The organism is Alcanivorax xiamenensis, from assembly GCF_009846745.1.
Lineage (GTDB): Bacteria > Pseudomonadota > Gammaproteobacteria > Pseudomonadales > Alcanivoracaceae > Alloalcanivorax > Alloalcanivorax xiamenensis.
In genome coordinates this window covers 21200-43107 of the sequence record NZ_AQPF01000009.1, presented here as the reverse complement: position 1 = coordinate 43107, position 21908 = coordinate 21200, and the positions used below count along the sequence as shown (strand labels likewise).

The 21908-nt window shown below is 58.1% G+C and carries 21 protein-coding genes; 10 read left to right on the top strand and 11 right to left on the bottom strand.

What is annotated here, in order from left to right:
• Positions 1-63 precede the first annotated feature (63 nt).
• Positions 64-1002 carry an AraC family transcriptional regulator gene (locus tag A6D6_RS08205; RefSeq protein ID WP_159660451.1) on the bottom strand — a complete coding sequence of 313 codons (939 nt, stop codon included), beginning with the start codon at positions 1000-1002 and terminating at the stop codon, positions 64-66.
• Between the two features lie 234 nt (positions 1003-1236).
• Here A6D6_RS08205 and A6D6_RS08200 point away from each other — a divergent pair, with 234 nt between their 5' ends.
• Both A6D6_RS08200 and A6D6_RS08195 read left to right on the top strand, forming a co-directional pair.
• Positions 1237-2151 carry an alpha/beta hydrolase gene (locus tag A6D6_RS08200; RefSeq protein WP_159660450.1) on the top strand — a complete coding sequence of 305 codons (915 nt, stop codon included), beginning with the start codon at positions 1237-1239 and terminating at the stop codon, positions 2149-2151.
• Positions 2152-2239: 88 nt separating this feature from the next.
• On the top strand, positions 2240-3172 hold the full coding sequence (locus A6D6_RS08195) for an alpha/beta hydrolase (protein WP_159660449.1): 933 nt from the start codon (positions 2240-2242) through the stop codon (positions 3170-3172).
• Between the two features lie 254 nt (positions 3173-3426).
• On the opposite strand, the gene A6D6_RS08190 is transcribed toward A6D6_RS08195, so the two are convergent.
• The 5 genes from A6D6_RS08190 to A6D6_RS08170 all read right to left on the bottom strand — a co-directional run bounded on the left by A6D6_RS08190 (position 3427) and on the right by A6D6_RS08170 (position 9016).
• Positions 3427-4470 carry a zinc-binding dehydrogenase gene (locus tag A6D6_RS08190; RefSeq protein ID WP_159660448.1) on the bottom strand — a complete coding sequence of 348 codons (1044 nt, stop codon included), beginning with the start codon at positions 4468-4470 and terminating at the stop codon, positions 3427-3429.
• A gap of 288 nt (positions 4471-4758) precedes the next feature.
• The gene (locus tag A6D6_RS08185; protein WP_159660447.1) at positions 4759-5739 is read right to left on the bottom strand and encodes a VOC family protein; all 981 of its coding nucleotides are present in this window, start codon (positions 5737-5739) and stop codon (positions 4759-4761) included.
• A 7-nt stretch (positions 5740-5746) separates the two neighbouring features.
• Positions 5747-7042, bottom strand: a complete 1296-nt coding sequence (locus tag A6D6_RS08180; RefSeq protein ID WP_159660446.1) for an SMP-30/gluconolactonase/LRE family protein — start codon at positions 7040-7042, stop codon at positions 5747-5749.
• Positions 7039-8079 carry an alcohol dehydrogenase catalytic domain-containing protein gene (locus A6D6_RS08175; protein WP_159660445.1) on the bottom strand — a complete coding sequence of 347 codons (1041 nt, stop codon included), beginning with the start codon at positions 8077-8079 and terminating at the stop codon, positions 7039-7041. The genes A6D6_RS08180 and A6D6_RS08175 overlap by 4 nt, the downstream gene beginning before the upstream one ends.
• A gap of 25 nt (positions 8080-8104) precedes the next feature.
• Positions 8105-9016, bottom strand: a complete 912-nt coding sequence (locus tag A6D6_RS08170) for a M24 family metallopeptidase (RefSeq protein ID WP_159660444.1) — start codon at positions 9014-9016, stop codon at positions 8105-8107.
• A gap of 224 nt (positions 9017-9240) precedes the next feature.
• On the opposite strand from A6D6_RS08170, the gene A6D6_RS08165 reads away from it, so the two are divergent.
• The 3 genes from A6D6_RS08165 (at position 9241) to A6D6_RS08155 (ending at position 12184) form a co-directional block, all read left to right on the top strand.
• Positions 9241-10077 carry an MBL fold metallo-hydrolase gene (locus A6D6_RS08165; protein ID WP_201303733.1) on the top strand — a complete coding sequence of 279 codons (837 nt, stop codon included), beginning with the start codon at positions 9241-9243 and terminating at the stop codon, positions 10075-10077.
• A 19-nt stretch (positions 10078-10096) separates the two neighbouring features.
• A complete protein-coding gene (locus A6D6_RS08160) occupies positions 10097-10960 on the top strand; it encodes a metal-dependent hydrolase (protein ID WP_159660443.1) in 864 nt (287 codons plus the stop codon).
• A 183-nt stretch (positions 10961-11143) separates the two neighbouring features.
• Positions 11144-12184: an AraC family transcriptional regulator gene (locus A6D6_RS08155; RefSeq protein ID WP_159660442.1), complete on the top strand. Its 1041-nt coding sequence runs from the start codon at positions 11144-11146 to the stop codon at positions 12182-12184.
• 128 nt (positions 12185-12312) lie between these two features.
• Here A6D6_RS08155 and A6D6_RS08150 read toward each other — a convergent pair whose 3' ends face one another.
• The 4 genes from A6D6_RS08150 to A6D6_RS08135 all read right to left on the bottom strand — a co-directional run bounded on the left by A6D6_RS08150 (position 12313) and on the right by A6D6_RS08135 (position 15838).
• On the bottom strand, positions 12313-12945 hold the full coding sequence (locus A6D6_RS08150; protein ID WP_159660441.1) for a 2-hydroxychromene-2-carboxylate isomerase: 633 nt from the start codon (positions 12943-12945) through the stop codon (positions 12313-12315).
• Between the two features lie 26 nt (positions 12946-12971).
• A complete protein-coding gene (locus tag A6D6_RS08145) occupies positions 12972-13838 on the bottom strand; it encodes a CmcJ/NvfI family oxidoreductase (protein ID WP_201303732.1) in 867 nt (288 codons plus the stop codon).
• Between the two features lie 87 nt (positions 13839-13925).
• Positions 13926-14861, bottom strand: a complete 936-nt coding sequence (locus A6D6_RS08140) for a LysR substrate-binding domain-containing protein (RefSeq protein WP_159660440.1) — start codon at positions 14859-14861, stop codon at positions 13926-13928.
• A gap of 26 nt (positions 14862-14887) precedes the next feature.
• The gene (locus A6D6_RS08135; protein WP_159660439.1) at positions 14888-15838 is read right to left on the bottom strand and encodes a LysR family transcriptional regulator; all 951 of its coding nucleotides are present in this window, start codon (positions 15836-15838) and stop codon (positions 14888-14890) included.
• Between the two features lie 67 nt (positions 15839-15905).
• Between A6D6_RS08135 and A6D6_RS08130 the strand changes: the two genes are divergently transcribed.
• Entirely contained in the window at positions 15906-17096 is a 1191-nt protein-coding gene (locus tag A6D6_RS08130; RefSeq protein WP_159660438.1) for a multidrug effflux MFS transporter, read from the top strand.
• A gap of 71 nt (positions 17097-17167) precedes the next feature.
• Here the strand turns inward: A6D6_RS08130 and A6D6_RS08125 are convergent, their stop codons facing one another.
• Complete coding sequence (locus tag A6D6_RS08125) at positions 17168-17377, bottom strand: hypothetical protein (RefSeq protein WP_159660437.1); 210 nt, start codon at positions 17375-17377, stop codon at positions 17168-17170.
• 389 nt (positions 17378-17766) lie between these two features.
• Here A6D6_RS08125 and A6D6_RS08120 point away from each other — a divergent pair, with 389 nt between their 5' ends.
• The 4 genes from A6D6_RS08120 to A6D6_RS08105 all read left to right on the top strand — a co-directional run bounded on the left by A6D6_RS08120 (position 17767) and on the right by A6D6_RS08105 (position 21884).
• Entirely contained in the window at positions 17767-18540 is a 774-nt protein-coding gene (locus tag A6D6_RS08120; RefSeq protein WP_159660436.1) for a metallophosphoesterase, read from the top strand.
• A gap of 168 nt (positions 18541-18708) precedes the next feature.
• On the top strand, positions 18709-20094 hold the full coding sequence (locus A6D6_RS08115; RefSeq protein WP_159660435.1) for an NfeD family protein: 1386 nt from the start codon (positions 18709-18711) through the stop codon (positions 20092-20094).
• Positions 20091-20852 (top strand): slipin family protein, encoded by a 762-nt coding sequence (locus A6D6_RS08110; RefSeq protein WP_159660434.1) that lies wholly within the window; start codon positions 20091-20093, stop codon positions 20850-20852. The genes A6D6_RS08115 and A6D6_RS08110 overlap by 4 nt, the downstream gene beginning before the upstream one ends.
• A gap of 120 nt (positions 20853-20972) precedes the next feature.
• A complete protein-coding gene (locus A6D6_RS08105) occupies positions 20973-21884 on the top strand; it encodes a DMT family transporter (protein WP_159660433.1) in 912 nt (303 codons plus the stop codon).
• Positions 21885-21908 lie beyond the last annotated feature (24 nt).

Sequence of the window (21908 nt, the reverse complement as noted above, 5' to 3'; positions counted from 1 at the left end):
CCAACAGGGGGCGATAAATCACCCGCCTTTGCTGAGCCCTGCCTTCCCTTGCATCAGCCCATGCTATTCTCCCTCCGGTTTATGCTGGACAAGAACTTGCTGCTCGCGCACGCGCTTTACATCCCTTAAAGGTGGTGCACCAAATAGACGGGAGTATTCACGATTAAACTGGGACACACTCTCATAGCCGACTTTCAGCCCGGCCGCCCCCGCCTCTGCCCCTTCATTGAGCATCAGCACCCTCGCCTCCTGAAGACGAACATTTTTGAGATACTGCAGGGGGCTCATGCCCGCGACCGCCTTGAAATGCTGCCGGAAGGAGGTGGGGCTCATGAAAGCCTGCTCGGCCAGGGATTCAATGCTCACGGATTCCATATAGTTCTGCTTCATCCATGCCATACAGGATGCAATTTGCCGACCGGGGTTAGCGCCCTCATTCAGTGAGAGAAAGGCGGGGCCACAATCACTGACAAGAATGCGGCAGATAATCTCACGCTGAATCAGCGGCGCCACAGCCTGACAAAGTGCAGGTTGGGCGTTCACATCCACCAACCGCGTAATCGCGTCCAATATCGCAGGATCCAGCTTGTGGGTGCGAATGCCGATTTGACTGGCCCCTTTGCGGTTTCTGCGCAATGGAAGTTGGGCCGCCATCTCCAGCACCATGCGTGTATCCAGGCACAGCATGATGCCCATGTAGGGTTCTGCTGCCGACCCACGTGTAACCCGGGAAACGGCCGGCATATCCACGGAGGCCAATAATGCCTCGCCGGGTTCGTAGTTGAACACCTCGTTACCAAAGGTTACCTGCTTGCCGCCGCGAACCGTGATGGCCAGCCCCAATGAGTAAATGCACGGCATGGGCTCAGTCACCGAATTGCGACGATGCACCGTCAGGGCGGGAATCGCGGTAGTGAAATCCCCTTCGGTTTTGGCAATCGCCAGCAGCTTTGCCTCTAGTCGAGCCAACAACGGCTGATCGTTGTCCGGCGCTGATGTCATGCTCATCCTGCCCTTGGTTGTGATGGGTTCAGTGTAACCAGAAGCGGATGGGACGCCAGTAGCTACGCCATGATTTTGTTGAAATGGGCAATTATTGCGTCAATTCGGACAAGCGCCGAATCAGGCCATGCGGGATAGTGGATACAAATCAGGGCGGCATGAGTGGAGACTGAATTCATGCGCTACACATCGTCCTGAAGATGAACACCACCCAATCCAAAAGAGGGGCTTGTGATGAAAAAGGTTAATTTCCCTAATCTGAACGGTCAGAACATCAGCATGTCCGCCGTCCTGAACTTCCCGGAAGGTTTTGATGAAAGCAAAAGCTATCCTGCGGTGGTCGTATCCCACCCTGGCGGTGGGGTTAAAGAGCAGACAGCAGGCCTGTATGCAAAAAAACTGGCTGAACAAGGATTTGTGACCATCGCCTACGATGCGTCTTACCAAGGTGAGAGCACCGGCGAGCCTCGTCAGCTGGAAAACCCCCATATTCGTACTGAAGACGTCAGTGCCGTCATCGACTATCTGACTACCCTGCCCTATGTGGACAATGATCGCATTGGTGCCATGGGAATTTGTGCCGGTGCTGGCTATACCGCGAATGCGGCCATTAATGATCGCCGTATCAAAGCTGTAGGGACCGTCAGCCTGGTGAATATCGGCCAGATGTTCCGTAATGGTTGGGAAAATGACATCAAGGACGCCGATGCCATGCCTGTCATTCAGGGCGGCTCAGATGCCCGTACCTCCGATGCCAGTGATGCGGATATTGCCACTATTCCCCTGGCGCCACTGCGTGAAGAAGATGCGCCCAATGAGGAGCTCCGTGAAGCCTGGGAGTACTACCACACGGATCGGTGCCAGTACCCGACCGCCCCCGGCTTTGCTACCGCCCGCAGCCTGAACCAGATCATTACCTACGATGCCTTCCATAAGGCTGAAGCGTTCTTCACCCAACCTCTGCAGGTGGTCGCCGGTAGCCAGGCGGGCAGCAAGTGGATGAGTGACGACCTGTTCAACCGCGTCGCCAGCACCGACAAGAGTTTCCATGTCGTCGAAGGCGCGAATCACATGTCCCTCTATGACAAGGACAACTATGTGAATGAAGCGGTATCGGTGCTGGCGCCGTTCTTTACCCGCACTTTGTAAGCCCTCACGACAATCTGAGAGTTGTCATTTTAATGGGGAGACAAGCCAACCTGGCTCCCCTGCAAACAGAATTGAAAAGGAGCACACCATGGAGAAGGTCAACTTTCGAAACGCTGATATGGCCTGGGATATTTCAGCGCTGATTCTCTATCCGCCAGATTTCGACAAGGCAGGGTCGTATCCCACTATCGTGAGCGTTCATCCCTTCGGCAGTTGCAAGGAGCAAACCTCAAGTGCGGTGTATGGCAAGGCACTGGCGGAAGCAGGTTATGTGGTCATTGCCTACGACGCGTCCTATCAGGGCGAATCTGGCGGGTCGCCCCGCTGGGTTGAAGACCCGACTCAGCGGGTAGAAGACATCAGCCATGTGATCGATTATGCGGTCACCCTGCCCTACGTGGATGCTGACCACATCGGCGTTATTGGTGTCTGCGGCGGTGGTGGGTACGTCCTCAATGCCGCCATGACCGAAAAGCGTATCAAGGCGGTTGTGGGTATCACACCGGTCAATCTTGGCCGCCTGTTTCGCGAAGCCTTTACCGAATTCGATCCCATTGGCGCCCTGGAGGCAATGGCGGCACAACGCACCCTTGAGGCCCGCGGAGGCGAGTTGCAGGTGAATGAATTGCTCCCGCCCAGCGTCGAGTTTGCCAAAGAGAATGGCCTGACTGAACGGGACGTGTTTGAGGCAACGGAGTACTACAAGACCCCCAGAGGCCAGCAACCTGGTGGTGCCACCCGAATGTTGTTCTCACACGCTCAGAATACGCTGGGTTGGGATGCCTTCGGTTTTGCTGAGCTGCTGATGACTCAACCCATCATGGTCGTCGTCGGACAAAAAGTGGGCGCCTTTGGTGCCTACCGTGATGGCAAAGAGATCTATGGACGCTCCACTGCATCAAAGGATCGTAAAATCGTGGAGCTGGAAGATTGGTCACATTACGACCTGTACGATAATCCGGAACCGGTCGGGCTCGCCATGGAGGAAATCCTGCCTTTCTTAAGACTTCACATGGGGTAGAGGCTCAGGGTAACGAAAACATGGCTTGTTACGGGAGCCAGACCACCTTATGCGCCACCACGATATAGCAACGGCACGCGACCATACTCATTATCCCTGGGGGTAGCGAGTATGGTCATTTCGCTGCGAAATGCCCAGATTGAGATGAAAGAGATCAATGCAAGGCCGCGGCCCGCCGACGGGATTGCCGGCCCAAGGCGCCGGCTACTCTCTGCCATCCGCTGTAACAGCCAGCCTCCGTTCACCCTGCTCGGCTACAGCGATGGATCGGCCACAATCTGGACTTTTCCTGCAGTCATGTTCTGGCTGTAGTACGTGTAAGCCTGTAGAGCGTCTTTCAGAGCAAACGTTTTATGGATTCTTGGCTGAAACAGGCCATTGATGTTGTTAACGACCTCCCGGCTAAGCCGGTAGCGGGATAACAACGACAGCGACGCCAGATAGTATTCGGTTTCGAAATAATCGACTTTCCAGCCATTAAACAGCTTTTGTGGTTCAAACTGCATTGGACCTGTGTCGAAATAGCCGTACATGCAAAGGGTCGAACCTTGCGGCATGGCCCGCATCAGCGTCAGGGGCATGTGTCCGCCTATGGAATCAAAACCATAGGTGCAGTTCACTTCCGCACAGAGTTTAGCCAGCTGTTCCTGAAAATCCGGATCGGTTTGGTTGAGCACATGACTGGCGCCCTCTTGCCGACACACTTCCGCCTGCTCCTCCCGCCGTACAATGGCGATAGGCTTCAGACCGTAGGAGCGAGCCACTCGCATGGTCATGGTCGCCACCACGCCGGCTGCCGCGGTAATGAAGAAGTACTCTGAACCGGACTGTTTTGCCCAGCGTGCCATGCCCGTACCGGTAATAGGATTGGCTACGGATGAGGCTGCTTCCTTAAAGCCCACCGCCTCCGGCAATACAATTAGCTGCATCGCGTCAGCCAGAACATATTCTGCAAACAGACCATTTTTGCTGTAGAACGAGACCCCCTTGCCTTGGCGTAGCTTGCCGAGCCATCCCTTCCCGCTGGCAACGACCACTCCGGCCCCTTCGAATCCCATGCCTCGGGGATAGGGGTAGTCAAACGTTGAACTGTACACCCCCTTGATGTGGTAAAGGTCATTGGGGTTCAGGGATCCTCGACTCACCTTAACGAGCACCTGGCCTGGGCCTGGCTCCGGCACAGGAACGGTTTCCAGAGAGACGTATTGCTTGATCTTCTCTGGATCAGAAAGCGCGTCTTCCGGGACTGGGGCATGCTGGCGCAATGCCAACATGGTCTTTGGTATGGCTTGGACCATGGGTTTCTCCGGGTGAATGCTAGGGAGCCTCTGAATAACTCCTTGCGTACTCAGCGTGGCCTGGAGCGTGCAGCTGTTGTGTCTTGTCTCGATGGTCAGGGTGGCTCCCTTTCCGAGAGGCAAGGCGCAGCAGATGGGCGCTCCAGGCCGCGCCCTCCGGGTCTTCCAGGCTGGTCCGCACTCGTTGTTGCACTTTCTCGACAGGCAACCAGCATGCCATCAAAAAGTGCGCCTAGATTGCGAACCAGCCTGAAAGACTGAGCATGCAAGGAGTTATTCAGAGGCTCCCTAGCGATCAGGAATAAGACGTATCAGGTTTCCACCAGGATCACTGACTAATACGCTGGTGTTATTCATGGGCGCCTCAATCTTGCCGCCCGCATTGATGACGCGTCTTACCGTGTTATCCAGATCATCGGCAATGAACTCGGTCATCACATAGCCCAGCTGGTCGCGCTTTCGTGGGAAGTGATTTGCCGTCAGGTTATAGGTAAATATTTCAAAGGTGGGACCGCCTGCCGAATAGCCAGGTAATGCCACATGCCGCCCCTTTACGGCTGCGCCCGGCACGCCAGTCAGCAACCCGATATAGTCTCCGTCATAATCCCGCTTCGGGCCGGTGGGCTCGGTCCCGAATGCAGCCTGGTAGAAACTGACGGTTTTGACCCAGTCCGATGTGTTGATATTGGTATGAATAAACCTGACAGAATCGGAGTGCGCCACACCCATACCGCTTTTGATCTGTAGATAGGACAAAAAGGTTCTCGCCACCGTACGTGGGATGAATGGCGTCGGAAAAGGCTGGTGCACTTCCACCAGGTTGCCTTCCGGGTCTTTGCCATAGAACGCAACCGTAGGATCCGTCGGATCAAAATGACTGATTATCTCCCCACCATTCTTGATGAATAATGCCTTTATCCGTGACACATCATCGGCTTCAAAACAGAGATGGACATAACCGTGATCGAACGCCTGGTGTGCATTATTTGAGGCTGGGTCTGACAGCTTCTCGATGATGAGTAAAGGCCCCTCCCCGTTATAACCCGGCGTTTGGAGTGAAAAGGTGCCCATACCCGACTCAACCCTTTGCCCGCCAAAGGTATTGAGGTAAAAGCCCCCTAGCCGCTCAGGGTGGTGGCTGTTGATCACCAGCCCTGTGTATGAGAGCGGTGATTTCCTGTGAGCGTGGTAATCACTCATATCAAAGGTCATGACTGACCAGAGGGTTAACCCCATGACAACGGCTGCAAGCAGAAGTCTTTTTCTCATGATCGACTCACTCAGGTGAGGATCCACCGAGTACGGCTTTTATCGGGACAGAATGAATTCCGGCATTATTTTTATAGAAGCTGGACAGATACAGGTCTTTACCGACAGGAACGACGACAGAAATGTCCAGCAGCCGTGATCCATCATGATGGGTGTATGCGATGACGCGGCTCGCATCCGGTGACAGGCCCAGCACAGCGGTGCCTTTAGAGGCGGGAAGCAAATGGGGCGGGATTCTCAGCACCAAAGGCTTTAGCCACGGATTACGGTGCATCCAGGTCATCAAGGCGGTTCGGTCTTTGATCAACCCAACCCAGATTCGACCTTCGCTATCACGGTCCATACCATCCGGCAGGCCGGGCAGATCGTCCCAAAGAAGCTCGTACTCCCCGGCTTTCTCTCCTGACAGGTGAACACGCCCTATTCTCGAATTCACGGTTTCACTGATTAACAGCCCGGTTTCGTTACCACTGGCGTCATATTCGATGAGGATGCCATCGGAAAAAATGTTGTTTTCCAGTACCAGACCAACCTGCTGGGTATCGGTATCGTAGCGCCATACCCGTCCGTTGCGGGCCAGGGTAATGCCTTCAGCAAAGGCCCCCAGGCCTGATGACGCCTTTGGGTGGCTAAACGGCTCGGTGATATAGATATGTTGGCCATCGCGGGAAATGTCCAGGTCATTACAGAACTGGAGAACGCGACTGTTGGAAGCCTCCAGGCTCGTAACGTCGGTCTGCTTGTAGGGTGGCAGATGAACGACTTCCTGATTGTCATTAGCGTGATTGGGAATCTCAAGGCCGTCCGGGCGCAGATTCCCTGTTACTGGAACGCGGGTGACAACAGGGATAAAGGTGCCACTTTTCAGGTCAAGTTTGTACAGCCCCGGATCGTTTTCATAGTCATGGAAATCCAGTCGGGCCATGCAGAAATACACCTGCCCGGGATTGTTGGGGTCAATTCTTGCTCCAGTCGGTGATACCGGCGAGTAAGCCAGTTTTTCCGAGCTTCCGTCATGGAGGTTAACCTTCCATATCCACTCGTCTCTACCGCTTACCAGGACATGTTTGCCATCATGAAGTGGCAAGATTTCATCGTGTCCGGGAAGCTTTTCTGCCAGGGTGCGGCCTTCGCTGGCAATAACGTCGCCTGTGGCCATCTCGGTAATCTCCTTTGGGGTATTACCAAAGACACGGATATCGCCAACCTCATGATAAGAGGCGGGCTCAGTCACGACCCAGCCAGACACCGCGGAAACAACAATGACCAGACCCAATAAGGATGTCTTGCGACTAAATTTCATAGGTGAGCATCCGCAACAATCTGCACTTTCCCACCCGTCATGTTCTGGCTATACCACGAGAAGGCGGCAACACCATCACTCAACGGGAAGCTCTTTTGAATCTCCGTGACAAGGTCCTTGCCCATACCACTACGGATAGACCAGGCCACCATGCCCTTTTTAAGCAGGCTCATGCGATCCAGATAGGCATTGATCTCGAAGGTCTCAATTCTTCGCTCGGGAAAGAGGCTTTGCGGGGTAATCTCAACGGTGCCTGGCGTCATATAGCCATACATCTTCACGACCCCACCCTCCTTGGGAAGGGCGTTGAGCAGATGCTGAGGCATCTCCCCCGCAACGCAGTCAAAGGCCATGAAGCAGCCCGTTGATTCACAGGCCTCCTTGAGCTCGTCATCAAAGTTGCCCCGGCTGGAATTAATGACCTCGAGGGCGCCGGCATTGCGGCAAATATCGGCCTGTTCGTCTCGCCGGACGACAGAAATCACGCCGACACCCTTCTGCTTGCCAAGCCGGATCAGCAGTTTCCCCAGCGCGCTGGCCCCGGCGGTATTCACGATGGTGCTGGCGCCAGCACGACGAGCCACATCGAGCATTGTCAGGGCGGTCATGGGATTGGCAACCGAACAGGCTGCTGTGGCGAAATCCACATCCGAGGGAATATCGATCAGGTCCAGTGCATTGCAGATCACATACTCGGCAAACATGCCCGTGGCGTAGAACGCCACGCGGCTCCCTATTCTGACCCTGCCAATCAGGCCACCACCAGAGGCAACAACAACGCCTGCCCCCTCAAACCCCAGATTTCTCGGGAAAGGCTCCCCTTCTGTTGCAGTGTAGATCCCCTGAACGTGATAAATATCATTCGGGTTGATCGTTCCGCGTGACACTTTCACCAGCACTTCCCCATGGCCGGGTTTCGGTACCTTGACCTTATTCACCGCCAGGTATCTGGACAGGTGACCGGTTTCAGGAAAGGCTTCAGCTGGCGCGGGTTCTAATGCCTGCAGCGACTGCATGAATTCGGGAATATTTACCATCTTTCAACTCCAGATTTGTCCAGCACTATCCCGCGACAGGGTGAGAGAGTTGATCATCGGGCTTCAGGTGGGGAACGTCGTTATCAATCCAGTAACAACGATCCGGCTCCACCACCAGAATTTCTTCGAATTTGGCCCCTCCCCCGCTCCAACCAATGTGTGGCTCAATCGCCCACACTCCGAGCTTCTTGCCCACATTTTCTGCGTTAATCGTCACGGAAGGGCCAAATTTCAGGAAGGCCAGATTGGCATCTACCGAAAACCAGCCAAAGTATTTGCTACCCAGGCGGCGCTCCTTGCCTTTTTTGGGCTTAACCCGAAAGACACGGTGCCCCAATGTGCAAAAAGGGTATTTGGAGTGAATATTGTCGTAACCCGCGGCGGCAATGCGCCGATCAACCTCAAGCCAGATTTCAGCCGGGGTCATCTCGCTCATGAATAGCCGGGGGATTTCAGAACGCAGCTGGAGCAGGAACTCGCGGGCAATGTCCAGCTCCCGATTCGGCCCAATGGACAAGGTATAGCCCACATCCCCAATGTAACCATTAACAATGGGGGCAACGTCGAGAATGGCGGTGGCACCGTATTCCAGTTTCCTCTCTCCAGGATGGTAATCATCGTAACTGGTGTATTCATCGAACCTGGCGTGGTTACCAAACCAGGCAAAGGGCCGATGCAGGTAACGCTCACTGCCGTGCTCTTCCAGGTAGCCTTCCAGTAGCCCGGCGGCTTCCTTTTCTGTCATGCCCACTTTAAGCAGCTTCCCGACATGCAACACCGTGTCATTGGCTAATCTTTGGGCATCACGATATCCCTGCAGCGCCTCTTTCGGGGGCACGGCATCGGCACCATGAGAGAATTTCGAAAGCCTGATGGCGACCCATCGGTATAACCGATCAATAAGGCTGGTAGGTTTTTCGAAGAATCCAATAGGCATGCCCTGCTCCAGTGTCGTCAATTAGGCAATGATTCACCTCACTATTGTTGATCGTCTGGCGTGTGGCGTATTGACTCAAACACGGTGGTGTTGACCCACCTCTCGTTGTGACATGTTGGGTCATAGCAACAGGGATTGGGTCAATACCCGGTTGCCCTGCAGGGTTACTATTCCGTGATATTGGATTTTGATGGTCTTCAAGGCCATTGGAACAAGGAGCCTCAATGAGCATCCGTATTCATCACCTGAACTGCGGCACCATGTGCCCGCTCTGCGACAGACTGATGAACAATCAGGACGGGCAGATTTTCAAGAAGGGAAAACTGGTCTGCCATTGCCTTCTTATCGAAGCACCGGGCGGGCTTATCCTTGTCGATACCGGCCTTGGTACCCACGACATCGATCAGCCAAGAAAGCGATTGGGCCTCGCCTACCCGCCTATCTTCCAGCCTCGGCTGGACTATCAGGAAACCGCCCTGCACCAGATTCAGCAACTAGGCTTCAGGGCTTCCGATGTGAGGCACATCGCTCTCACCCATGTGGATCTTGATCATGCTGGCGGGTTATCTGATTTTCCCCAGGCACAGGTTCATATCTTCAAGCCTGAACTGGAGCAATTGCTGAACCCCGGCTTTCGTAAAAAGAACCGCTTTCGCCCGATCCAGTTTGATCACCAGCCGGATTGGGTCGTCCATGAAGAGCAAGGGGAAAACTGGTTTGGCTTCAGCAGCATACGTGCCATTCCGGGCCTGTCGCCGGACATTCTGCTGATCCCTCTGGTGGGTCATACACGCGGACATACCGGTGTCGCTGTCAAACAGGGGGAGCGCTGGCTGCTGCACTGCGGCGATGCCTATTACCACCATAGCCAGGTTACGGAGAATCCTAGAGTCCCCTTTGGCTCAATGATGTTCCAGAAAGGGATAGCCTCATTGCCTTCCGAGCGCGTCAGGAACCTGCAGCGGTTACGGGAACTGGCACTCAGTCATGCAGATGAAGTGTCGTTGTTCAGTTCCCATGACCCGGTTGAATTTGATCGCTATGCCGCGCCCAGCCGCTGAATTGCCAGGAGAGCGAATAATGTCATCGCACAAAGAAACCATCGTCGTACGTAAGGACCTGAATTTTGGGTTGACGTCAGAGGATATCCCAACCTATTGGCAAGACGGGGATCCCTATAAAACCCGCGTGTTTGATGCCATTCAGGCCACGTTTCCGGATGGTGAACGTTTCTTTATTTCCTCTGTACGGGCCTTCAAGGACAAGATTCAGGACAGTGTGCTCAGGCAGGAAGTCCGTGATTTTACCATGCAGGAAGGCCAGCACGGCATTGTTCACGCCAATTACAACAAGCGTCTGAAGCGACAGGGGATCCCGATCGAGAAGTTCACGTCTCGGATCAAGCGGGTAATGGACAAGCGACTTCAGGATAACTCGCCGGAATACAACATTGCGCTAACTTCGGCGTTCGAACACTACACTGCCATGATGGCTGAGCTGTTCTTTGCGCATAAATCATCCACCGAGGGTGCGGATGACCGAATTCGTGCCATGTTCGCCTGGCATGCTATTGAAGAGATGGAGCACCGGGCGGTGGCATTTGATGTGATGAAACGCGTCGCCAGGGTGGGTTATTTTCGTCGTGCTCTGGCCATGACCCATGTCACGGTTGGCTTTTCGTTGTACTCCCTGATCGCCCCTTTCTTCATGCTCAGGGCGGATGATTTTAGCCGCCGCCAATGCCTGGCAATGTTTGTGAAAGGCCTGCCCTGGCAGCTGGATATTTATGCCCGCCTGCTTCCCATGTTGCTTACCTATTTTCGTCCTGGGTTCCACCCGGAAGATATGCCTGCCGTGCATAACTACGAGGCTTGGCTTAGCAAGTATGAGGAAAGCCATGATCCCATTGCGGCGGCAAAAGCGATGCACGAAGCCGCATACTAATCGGCGTTAACATCGGGGGCGCATTGGCCATGGCCATGTCGCTCCAGCTGATGATTCACAAAGCGAGGGAATTGCTTTTTCCTTTTAGCCATTGAGGCGTCATAGAACAAGCAATTCATCGGGTGCAGTCTTGTTCGAGCTGATATGCTCTATCGAAAGCAGATGGACCTATGAGATAAGAAGATGTCAGACAAAATGGCGCATGGGGCAGCAGACACCCACAGCGTAGCGGTGCACTTCGTCAAACTCGTGACCGACTTTATTGAATCCAGGGGCCTTTCTGCTGCCGGCTTGCTCGGTGAGTCAGATCTGACCCTGGAGGATTTGAATGATCCCAATGGCCGAGTGTCCTTCACCAAGTTCGATCACCTGCTCAATCTCACTGCAAAGACCCTTGATGAACCCTGTCTGGGCCTGAAATTGGGTCAAAGCATCCGGCCCGGCCATCTGGGATCCCACGGTTTTGCACTCATGAGCTGTTCCACCGGCGCGGAGTTGATGCAGCAGCATATGCGTTATTCCATGCTCACCATTGATGCCGCCCATGTGGTGATTGAACAAAGTGGTAATGACTACATTCGTTATCTGAGAAGCAGTCTTCAGGACAGGGCACAACTGGGTCGGTTGCAGGACGAGCTGAATATGGCAACCACGGTTGCCATGGCCCGCTGGTTCACCAACCGCAACGATCTGGCCCCCAAATGGGTCTCGTTCCAGCACCCGGAGCCTTCAGACACCACGCCGTATTGCGCGTTTTTTAACTGCCCGGTACATTTCTCCCGGCCTGAAACCGCGGTCTGCGTTGATGGTTCTTACCTGTTTATCACCCTGCCCCACGCCAATCCCCAGCTTCGCCAGATGATGGACGATGTCTGCGCCGGCCTGGTAAAGCAACTGGGTACCGCGCTGGAACCTGGCTGGGTCGCACAGGCCCGCCAGTTGATATTGAAGTCCTTCAAAGCAGGGCTGCCGGATATTGGCACCGTTGCCGACGCTACCAACATGAGCGAAGAAGAGCTGAAATCCCAGCTGGCCCAACGTGGCACCAGCTTCCGGGGATTTGTTGATGAGTTGAGGCAGGCTCTGGCACTGGGCTATGTCAGAGACCCGAGCCTGAGTCTGGTTGATATCGCCTACCTGCTCGGGTTTTCAGAACAAAGCGCCTTCCAGAGGGCCTTCAAGCGCTGGACGGGGAAAACGCCGGGGGAATATCGCAAATTTTGAGTATCTGCCACGAAAGTCATAAAAGTATCAGTATGAGAGCCCCCATTCCCGACAAAAATCATCAAGCCAGCGCGAAACTCGCCGGGCCAGAGCTGGTGACACGGCCGTCTGGCCCCGGGGGCTGGTAATTAATAGGCGGTTGTTTCATTTCCTTGTGCCGCCGCGTACAGCAGGGCATCGTCCAATCGGTCGTTGCCCCAGAACATGGCGTCACCAATCAGAAAGGTCGGCGCGCCAAACAATCCGCGGTCCAGAGCCTCCTGCGTTTGCTCTTTCAGGCGCTGTTTGTTGTGGTCGGATTGGGCTGCCTTCAGCAACGATTCCGCCGGCAGGCCCATCTCCGCCAGGATCCCTCCCACCTCTTTCTCGCTGTTGATATCCCGGTCACGCTGAAAGTTGTGGAGCATCACCTGCCGGTTGAACTCCGCGATCCATGGGGTCTCCGCCCCCAGCAGCGCCACCCGTGAGGAGAGCAGTCCGTTGCGGGGAAAGGTGGAGGGCCGGGACCATGGCAACCGGTATTTTTCGCACTGACGGAGCATGTCCTGCCACACATAACGCAGTTTTTCCCGCTGCGCCAGGAACGGCGATCCCTGCCATCCCAGCGCCTTGAATACGGGGCCGAGCAGGAACGGCTTCCAGGCGATGACGACGCCGTGCCGTTCCGCTTCCTCTTCCACCCGCATGATGCTCAGGTAACTGTAGTTACTGCCAAAGTCGTACCAGAACTCCATGACGGGAGCGACGTGTTTCGAAACCATAGCTGCTTCCTTTCCGGCGCAAGCCATCAGTGATGAATTAACAATATGCGTAGTTCAATGCTGTGACGCGGCAATGCCCCGTCGGGCAGAGCTGGCGGATCAAAAGCGCCATGCGGCGTGAATCTGGCGGTGCCGCTCAGTTGGGTGTCAAACTGCTTGAAAATCAGTACCTCATCCGGCGTCATCGCCGGGTAGTAATACCACCGCTGGCGGGCGGTGTAGCGAGCCAGATAAATCTCGCCAGTGCGCTCCCGGTAGCGCACTTCCGCCGGGTTCAGGTCCAGCACCGAAAGGGTCGAGGCGTCACACAACGCCAGCGGCGCATCCAGAACCGGTCCTCTTAGCGGCCGCCACAGATTAACGATGGCATAGCGGCTGTGAGGTGACATGCGCTCCCCCTGGCGGGCCAGCACGGCGGCCACCCTGGCCCGCCCGGAGGCTTCGCTGTAGTCGTTATGCAGCCGGCCCACCGCCCCGGGGCGACTGCCGTCGCCATGCCGGCCGAAACCGGCGGTGACCTGTCCCGGCTCACGGCGCCGGACCTGATGATCGAACACCAGCGCACGGTCGGCGCCGGTGGCGCGCCGGGCCATTTCCGCCATCGGCGGATAGTAGCTCGCGCTGATCCAGGCATCATCGTCCACCCGATCGGGCACCGCGACTTCGGTTCGCAGTAATCGGAACCCCTGTCTGTCCAGCCCCGGTTCGAAGTCCGCGTGGCGCGCGTCCAGAATGGTCATGGCTCGGGTTTCATACTGGCCGGAGTCCTGGGGGGAGCCATCCTCCGGTGGATACATGTAGTGGCGGGGGCGTTTGGTGCCCGGCACATGAAAGCTGAGATGGGCTTGCATGGCCGCTTCCTGATGGGAAAAAGGCAATGAAAGAGAGTTCATGCGCTGTGTCTCCGTCTGGGGGATTCCCCATTCAAGAGCTCCGCGCGGTACCGCTCAAACGATCATTTTGCAGACAAGCCATGCGTTTTACTCATGGCTTGGTGTCGCCTGGGAAACCAACCATCGCGCCAGCGCCCGCACCGCGTCGGAGGGTGATGGCGACGCCTGGACCAGCCAGTGAGCGTACTTCTGGGCCGGGAGGTTGAACGAACGGCCCGGCGGCACGCCTTCGCCCAGATCAAACTCCCGCAACCGCCCTTCCCGGAGCAGATCCGCCACCAAAGCCCGCCGTCCCAGCGCCAGCCCCTGGCCATTCACCGCCGCCTGAATCAGCTGATCATACTGGTTGAAGCGCACCAGCCGGGCCGGGTGTAAATGGTTCAGCCCGGCGCTGCCGAGATGGGACGACCATTGCAGCCAGGGGTGGTCCGGGTCATCAAATTCCAGCAGCACCTGAGCGGCGAACACGTCCGGGTGATCCAGGGCGACGCCCTGCCAGTCCGGATGGCCCACCACGATGATCTCATCGCCGAACAGCTCGATCGCCCCTTCCGGGGCCGCCCGGCGCGCGCAATAGCGAATCGCCAGATCAACGCCCTCGGTATCCAGATCCACCACCCTGTTGTTGGCGGCCACACGCACATCCACTTCCGGGTGCCGGGCAATGAAGTCGCCCAGTCGGGGTAACAGCCACAACCCCACCACGCCCATGCTGGCGGTAATGGTGACCGGTTTGCGCTGTTCGCCGCCGCCAAGGGTTTCCACCAGTTCCTGCAGTTCCCGCATCATCGGATCCACCGACCGGAATAACCGCCGGCCCTCTTCGGTGAGCCTGACGCCGCGATATTCCCGAACCAGTAATTGACAACCCAGGCGGGCTTCCAGGGTCTGGATCTGACGGCTGACCGCCGATTGGGTCAGATGCAGATCCTCCGCGGCCGCGGTAATACTCATGCGCCGGGCGACGGCGACAAAGCCGCGCAGGGCGTCCATGGGCGGCAGACGATGAAGCGGGACAGGCATGAGTGACTCTCATGTGAGGCTTGAACCTAGAGAGTGCCGTCATCCGCCGGAGCTGTCGAGAGCGGTGGCAACCGGCAGGCGTCCACGGCGAAATCGATGAAATGCCGCAGCGCCGGCAGCCCCCTGCCGCTGGAACGGTAAAACAGATCCACTGTCATCGGCGGACGCTCCCATTCCGGCATCACGCGACACAGGCGCCCGGTCTCGATCTGGTCACACACCATGTAGTGGTGCAGCCAGGCCAGCCCCAATCCCTGCCGGACGGCGCTGATAATGGCGCCGGTATCATTGAGGCGCAGCGGTGATCGCATCATCAGCCGGCGTCCGTCGCGCAGGAAAGACTGCTGCTGGGGCCGCGTCAGGTGGGTGATAAGCCGATGATCGCCAAGCTGATCAGGCGTGCGCGGCACACCATGCCGCTCAAGATAATCCGGCGCGGCGCACAACCAGTAAGCGGTCCGGCCCAGCGAGCGCCGCACCAGACCGTTGCTGCCGGTCATCGACATGCCAAAGATCAGATCCACGTTTTCCTGTTCCATATCCGGGAATCGTTCGGCCAGTTCCAGTTCCAGATCGATGCCCGGATAACGGCCCAGGAACGCCCCCAACTTCGGGACCAATGCGTATTCGGCCAGCCAGCGCGCCGCTACCACCCGCAATACTCCGGACGGTTCGCCGCGTATCCGCGACAGGTATTCGCTTTCCGATGTCTCCAATAATCTCAGGGTACGGATGGCGTGATCACGAAACAGGACTCCCGCCGGAGTCAGCACCAGGCGTCGCGTGGTGCGTTCCAGCAATGTCGTCTCCAAAGATCGCTCCAGGGCGCTGATCTGCTTGCTGACCGCTGCCGCGGAAACGCTCAGGGCGCGGCCCGCCGCAGCGATGCTGCCACCGTCGCAGACAGCCAGAAAGGTTCGCATGTGATCAAGCCGTGCCCGCATCAGCCGTAACTCAACGTTAATAAAGGCTTCCATTAAAACATATTCATTCAATGGCCCCGGAGCTTTAAGGTGCGCGCCTTTTCCCCAGGAGGCACCCACCATGTCCGTCCGCTCCACCACGCCGCCCATTGCCTTGATCGTCGCCCTGGTGGCGCTGCCGCAGATCGGCGAAACCATCTTTACCCCGGCGCTGGGCGATCTGGCCGGCGACCTCGGAGTCACCCGCAATCAGGCCCAAACCAGTTTGAGCGTGTTCTTTCTCGGATTTTCCCTGGGCGTCCTGGTATGGGGGCGCGTCAGCGATCTGCATGGGCGGCGCCCTGTCCTGTTGACGGCATTGGCGGTCTACTTGCTGGGATGCGCGCTGTGTCTGACGGCGGACGGCATGACCGCGTTACTGGCCGGTCGCGCGGTGCAGGCCTTCGGTGCCGCCGCCTGTTCGGTGGTGATCCAGGCGGTTTGCCGGGAGGCCTTCGCCGGCACCACCCGGCTGCGGGTATTCGCCGTCGTCGGCATGCTGATTCCGGTGTCCTCCGCGCTTGGTCCCCTGATCGGCGGTGCGGTCACCACGGTATGGGGATGGCGAGCCACCCTGGCGGTCCTGCTGACGCTGGGTAGCCTACTCTGGCTGGCAAGCCAGCGACAGTGGCCCGAGACCCGCGCCGCCTCGGCGTCACTCTCCCGGCTGGCGCCGGTGGCCCGGCGCATGGCCACGGACCCGTTCATCTGGGGAATGGTGATGCTGATCGGCATCAGCAACGGCGTGCTGTTCAGCTATCATGGCGAGGCGCCACTGCTGTTGATCGACGGTTGGGGGCTTTCCCCCGCCGACTACGGCGCCCTGGGCGCCGTGGCGGCCTGCGGCAGCATAGCCGGGGCCTGGCTGCTACGCGGATTGAGCAGCCGGAACTGGCGCAGCGAAACCTTGATTACACTGGGCCTGGCTGTGATCACAACGGCGTCCGCCGGCCTGGTTCTGTTGGCATCGCTGCCACCCACGCCGACCGGATTGGTGCTGTTTATCAGTTTCGCCGCCCTGCTGTTCGCCGGGATGACACTGGCCACCACCGTCTGCCTCCACCGCGCTCTTGAACACTATCACGATGCGCTCGGCAGTGCCGGAGCCCTGCTGGGTTTGAGCTACTACGCCTTGGTCGCCCTGGTGACACAGGGTATGGCATGGCTGCACGACGGCCACCGCGACACCTTCGCCTGCTATGCCCTGGGGCTGATGGTGCTGGCCCTGACCATTCATCTCAGCCTGGTGCGCCCGCGACTGCGGGCGCACTGAAGCCCCGACGATCCGACAATGGTGTCGCCAGTTCCCGCGCCATTGCACCGCTCATCGTCACCGCACCTGTCTCATCCACCCGCTATGCCGGTCCACTTCAATGCGCTGACCAGAGAGCCGTCGACGGTGACGATCTCCGCGATAATGGTGTCGCTGTCCTTATCCTTGACGTTGCCAACCTTGAGGCGCGGATTGCCTCGCCACTCCAGATGCCTGCCGATCAGAGTGCGCACATCATCCTCATCCAGGTCCTGGGACGGCGCCATTCTGCCGTACCCCATCCCCGGTCCGCCCATCATGCCCTGAGCATAGGGGCACGGGTACATCTCTGGCCTTGTTAAGCCGCAACCGCACCGGACAACATCATGCCGGTAACGGCCAGACTTCGGGAAAGGATGGCGGCGGAAACCCAATGCGTATTCCCGTTCATGGTGAACCTCCGACCTGTTGGACTTACATACGATCTCAGTAGCGAGCTCATTCAAAATAGTCCCGCCCGGGAGACCCACCGATGATCCAGGTCAATATCCCCCATCCTCGTGGAAACCGGTTTCCTCGCCCTGCGAGCGAGCCGAGCGGCAAGGCGCGGTTGGCCTGGATAGCTGAACTCCCGGGTCGAAAGGGCTATCCTGAAGTCCCCAACCTCATCCTGCCGGAGCTAGGAAGCATCGTGATCATCCATCCTCTCAGTGATCTGCATAACGAGCTGTATCGCCACGCCGAGCCGTCGGTGGCGATTCCCGATATCCCCGGAACCGACGCCGACCTGATCGTTCTCGCGGGTGATATCGACACCGGTGACCGTGGTGTGCAATGGGCCGTGGAACAGTCCGAAAAGCATGACAAGCCGGTCCTTTATGTGCCGGGGAACCACGAGTACTACCGACACGACATCCAGGACAATCTGGCCGCCATGCGCAAGCGGGCGGAAGGGACCCGGGTCCAGGTGTTGGACCAGGATCAGGCCGTGATCGGCGGCGTTCGTTTCCTCGGCTGCACCCTGTGGACCGATTATCTGGCCTACGACGGCGAAAGCCGGGATGAGCCAATGGCGATAGCCGCGCAGCGCATGCCCGATCACCAACTGATCACCATCGAGGGGGTGCCGTTTCTACCGGAACACGCGCTTGCCCTGCACCAGGCCGCCATTGAATGGCTGGATCGGCGCATCGCCGAGCCTTTTGATGGCCCCACCGTGGTAATCAGTCATCACGGCCCCGCCGGCGCCTGCTGCCACCCGGTCTTCTCTCCCGGACCTCTGGACGGTGCGTTCTTCTCCCGGCTTGAAGACCGTATCGGCCGGGTGGATCTATGGATCCACGGTCATACCCATCTGTCCCTGGATTTACCGGTGGGCGAAGGGCGCTTGATCTCCAATCAGTCCGGCTACCGTGGTGAAACCTCCGGGTTTGACTGGAACAAGACGGTCAGCGTACCAGCCTAACGGTGAAATATTTACTTTAATTTTCCATGGTAATTAATTGATTTAAAAAGAAATCTGAGATCAAAATCGCCCAGCGTGCAAAGCGCTGGTACTCGGCAACGGTTTGCGTTTACATGGATACAGGGCCGCGCCAGTCCGGCGGGCCTCGCCCTCAACGGGAGGAGAACCATGGCACGTAAGCCGTTGTTCCTGATCCTGCTTCTGGCGCTGGCCATGGCCGTGCTGATCGCCCTCCCCGTTTCCGCTCAATCGCCCTCCGCGCAACACTCCGCCGCATCCGCGTCACCACCTGATGTCCGCGTGATGGTCCTGGATGACGCCATCGGCCCGGCGGTCAGCGACTGGTTCGTGCGCGCGCTGGAAGACGCCAACGACGAGGCAGCGGCTTTGTTCGTGCTACAACTGAACACACCCGGCGGCCTGGATCACTCCATGCGCGCCATGATTCGCGCCCTTCTCGACTCGCGGGTGCCGGTGGCCATCCACGTTGCCCCTTCCGGCAGCCGTGCCGCAAGCGCCGGCACCTATCTACTCTACGCCGCCCATATCGCGGCCATGGCGCCGGCCACCAATCTTGGCGCGGCAACCCCCGTGGAGTTGGGCGGCGGCGCCCCGGCCCCCAAGCCCGCCGGCAGCGATGGCGAAGATCAGAACACCGCGCCGGACAGCGCCACCGCCCTGCGCAATAAACAGGTCAACGACGCCGTGGCGTATATCCGCGGGCTGGCGGAACTGCGCGGGCGCAATGCCGACTGGGCCGAGCAAGCGGTACGCCAGGGCGCCAGCCTGCCCGCCGAGGAGGCGCTGGAACAGAACGTCATCGACCTGATCGCCGATGACCTGCCGGCCTTGTTATCGCGGTTGGAAGGCTGGGAAATCGAAATTCGCGGGCAGCGACACACCCTGACGCTGAGCGGCAGTCAGGTACGGAACATCGAGCAGGACTGGCGCACCGGCTTTCTGGCGATCATCACCAACCCCAGTGTCGCCTACCTGCTGTTATTGGTGGGCATCTACGGCCTGATCCTGGAGTTTTCCAGTCCCGGCGTCGGCGTGGCGGGCGTGCTTGGAGGCATTTGCCTGTTGGTGGCCGCCTACGCCTTGCATCTGTTGCCGGTGAGCTACGTTGGCCTGGCGTTGATTGTGCTGGGTATAGGGCTGATCGCGGCGGAAGCCCTGTCGCCCTCGTTCGGCGTGTTGGGTATCGGCGGCGTGGCCGCTTTCGTGATTGGCTCGGTGATGCTGATGGATACCGAACTGCCCGCGTTCCAGATCGCATTGCCCGTGATCGCCGCCGTCGGCACCGGATCCCTGCTTCTGGTCGGCGTCATTATCCGTCTGATCACCCGTTCCCGGCGGCAGGCTCTGGTCAGCGGCGCCGACACCCTGCTCGGTCAGTCGGCAGTGGCCATCCAGGATTTCGAAATGCTCGGCATGGTACACATCAATGGCGAGCTGTGGCGTGCCCGCACCGCCACTCCGGTGCGCAAAGGCCAACGACTGCGAGTCATCGGCCGGAATGGCCTGACCCTGAATGTGGAGGACGCATCATGACGACCTACTATTTCTGGATTTCACTGGCGGTCCTTTTGATCGCCTTTCTGCTCAGCGCCTTTCGAATTCTGCGCGAGTACGAACGCGGCGTGGTGTTCATGCTCGGCCGCTTCTACCGGGTCAAGGGACCCGGGCTGATCGTGATCATCCCCATCGTGCAGCAAATGGTGAAAGTGGACCTGCGTATCCGCGTGCTCGATGTGCCTACCCAGGACGTGATCTCCCGGGACAATGTTTCGGTGAAGGTCAACGCGGTGTTGTATTTCCGCGTGGTGGACGCACAGAAAGCGGTGATCAACGTGGAGGATTTTTTTGCCGCCACCAGCCAACTGTCACAGACCACGCTGCGATCGGTACTCGGCAAGCATGAACTGGATGAAATGCTGGCCTCCCGGGATGAACTGAACCGCGACATCCAGGAAATCCTGGACGACCAGACCGACTCCTGGGGCATCAAGGTCTCCAATGTGGAGATCAAGCATGTGGATCTGGATGAGGCCATGGTACGGGTGATCGCACGGCAGGCGGAAGCCGAACGGATTCGCCGCGCCAAGGTGATCCACGCCAACGGCGAAAAAGAGGCGGCCCAGGTGTTGCTGGAGGCGGCGCGCACGCTGTCGGAGCAGCCCCAGGCGCTGCAATTGCGCTATCTGCAAACCCTGACGGAAGTGGCCAACGATCGCTCCAGCACCATTGTCTTCCCGCTGCCCATGGATCTGTTGAAAGGGTTTTTGAAACCCGGAGAAACGGGCGGATAATACTTTTTATTATCGATATTCAAGGCATCCATTCCACCTGGGAATGGATGCCAATCCTGCTTTTCATTGGATTTCCCAGCGGCGTGACGGGAACATGCCTTCTTTGCGGATGGAGTTCCCATGACTCGTCGCGGTTTCTGGCAAGCCGGCCTGACTCTGGTGGCAATGGCCACTTTCGCCATGGCCTTCAAGGGCATTTTCGCCCGGCTGATCTATCAACACGGGGTCTCCGTGAACGCGCTGCTGATCTGGCGCTTCGCCCTGGCCGTGCCGCTGTTCTGGCTGGGCGGCATGTGGCTGCTGCGTCGCAATCCCGCCCCGACGGGCAGCCTGGCGCCGAGGCAGTGGGGATTATGCGCCGGCACCGGATTGCTGTTCTTCATCAGCGCCTGGTGTGACTTCCATGCCATCGAAAGCCTGGGCGCCAGCCTGTCACGCATGGTGCTGTATCTGTTTCCGGCCATGGTCATGGTGTTGCAGGCAATCGAACACCGGCGCTGGCCCGAGGGCCGCTCCCTGCTGATCTTCGCCGGCGCCTGGGTCGGTATCGCACTGGTACTGATGCCCGGCTGGCACGGCGGTACGGTGAACCCGGCCGGCCTTGCTTACGGCTTCGGCGCGGCACTGTGCTACGCCCTGTTCTGGCGGGCCAGTCAATCGCTGATGAAGCCGCTGGGATCGGTGCGGTTCAACCAGCTTTCCAACAGCTTCACGCTGGTGGCGATGCTGGTATTCCTGTTGCCGGGCGTGCCGCTTGAGAGCTTGTGGCTGCCGGCACCGGCGCTTGGCTGGATGGTGGTCATGGTGGTGTTCTCCACCGTGATTCCGTTCTTCCTCATGTTCGAGGGCATTCGCCGCACCGATACCAGCCGGGCCGGCGTGGTGTCCATGTTCGGACCGGTGGTGACGGTATTGGCGGCTATAGCGGTGTTTCCGGATGAGCAGCTGGGGCCGGTGCAGTGCCTTGGCATGGCGCTGGTCCTGGCCAGCATCGCCATGCTGACATCCGACAAGAAACCGAAAGTGGCCTGAAGCCAGCCCGGCCCCTCCCTCCCG

Excerpts from the sequence above, each read along its gene's own strand:
- A6D6_RS08195 (WP_159660449.1), top strand. The coding sequence starts at position 2,240 with ATGGAGAAGGTCAACTTTCGAAACGCTGATATGGCCTGGGATATTTCA.
- A6D6_RS08170 (WP_159660444.1), bottom strand. The coding sequence starts at position 9,016 with ATGCCTATTGGATTCTTCGAAAAACCTACCAGCCTTATTGATCGGTTA.
- A6D6_RS08115 (WP_159660435.1), top strand. The coding sequence starts at position 18,709 with ATGGCACGTAAGCCGTTGTTCCTGATCCTGCTTCTGGCGCTGGCCATG.
- A6D6_RS08200 (WP_159660450.1), top strand. The coding sequence starts at position 1,237 with ATGAAAAAGGTTAATTTCCCTAATCTGAACGGTCAGAACATCAGCATG.
- A6D6_RS08110 (WP_159660434.1), top strand. The coding sequence starts at position 20,091 with ATGACGACCTACTATTTCTGGATTTCACTGGCGGTCCTTTTGATCGCC.
- A6D6_RS08175 (WP_159660445.1), bottom strand. The coding sequence starts at position 8,079 with ATGGTAAATATTCCCGAATTCATGCAGTCGCTGCAGGCATTAGAACCC.
- A6D6_RS08105 (WP_159660433.1), top strand. The coding sequence starts at position 20,973 with ATGACTCGTCGCGGTTTCTGGCAAGCCGGCCTGACTCTGGTGGCAATG.
- A6D6_RS08145 (WP_201303732.1), bottom strand. The coding sequence starts at position 13,838 with ATGAACTCTCTTTCATTGCCTTTTTCCCATCAGGAAGCGGCCATGCAA.
- A6D6_RS08125 (WP_159660437.1), bottom strand. The coding sequence starts at position 17,377 with ATGGGGTACGGCAGAATGGCGCCGTCCCAGGACCTGGATGAGGATGAT.
- A6D6_RS08205 (WP_159660451.1), bottom strand. The coding sequence starts at position 1,002 with ATGACATCAGCGCCGGACAACGATCAGCCGTTGTTGGCTCGACTAGAG.
- A6D6_RS08165 (WP_201303733.1), top strand. The coding sequence starts at position 9,241 with ATGAGCATCCGTATTCATCACCTGAACTGCGGCACCATGTGCCCGCTC.
- A6D6_RS08185 (WP_159660447.1), bottom strand. The coding sequence starts at position 5,739 with ATGAGAAAAAGACTTCTGCTTGCAGCCGTTGTCATGGGGTTAACCCTC.
- A6D6_RS08140 (WP_159660440.1), bottom strand. The coding sequence starts at position 14,861 with ATGCCTGTCCCGCTTCATCGTCTGCCGCCCATGGACGCCCTGCGCGGC.
- A6D6_RS08135 (WP_159660439.1), bottom strand. The coding sequence starts at position 15,838 with ATGGAAGCCTTTATTAACGTTGAGTTACGGCTGATGCGGGCACGGCTT.
- A6D6_RS08190 (WP_159660448.1), bottom strand. The coding sequence starts at position 4,470 with ATGGTCCAAGCCATACCAAAGACCATGTTGGCATTGCGCCAGCATGCC.
- A6D6_RS08180 (WP_159660446.1), bottom strand. The coding sequence starts at position 7,042 with ATGAAATTTAGTCGCAAGACATCCTTATTGGGTCTGGTCATTGTTGTT.
- A6D6_RS08150 (WP_159660441.1), bottom strand. The coding sequence starts at position 12,945 with ATGGTTTCGAAACACGTCGCTCCCGTCATGGAGTTCTGGTACGACTTT.
- A6D6_RS08155 (WP_159660442.1), top strand. The coding sequence starts at position 11,144 with ATGTCAGACAAAATGGCGCATGGGGCAGCAGACACCCACAGCGTAGCG.
- A6D6_RS08160 (WP_159660443.1), top strand. The coding sequence starts at position 10,097 with ATGTCATCGCACAAAGAAACCATCGTCGTACGTAAGGACCTGAATTTT.
- A6D6_RS08130 (WP_159660438.1), top strand. The coding sequence starts at position 15,906 with ATGTCCGTCCGCTCCACCACGCCGCCCATTGCCTTGATCGTCGCCCTG.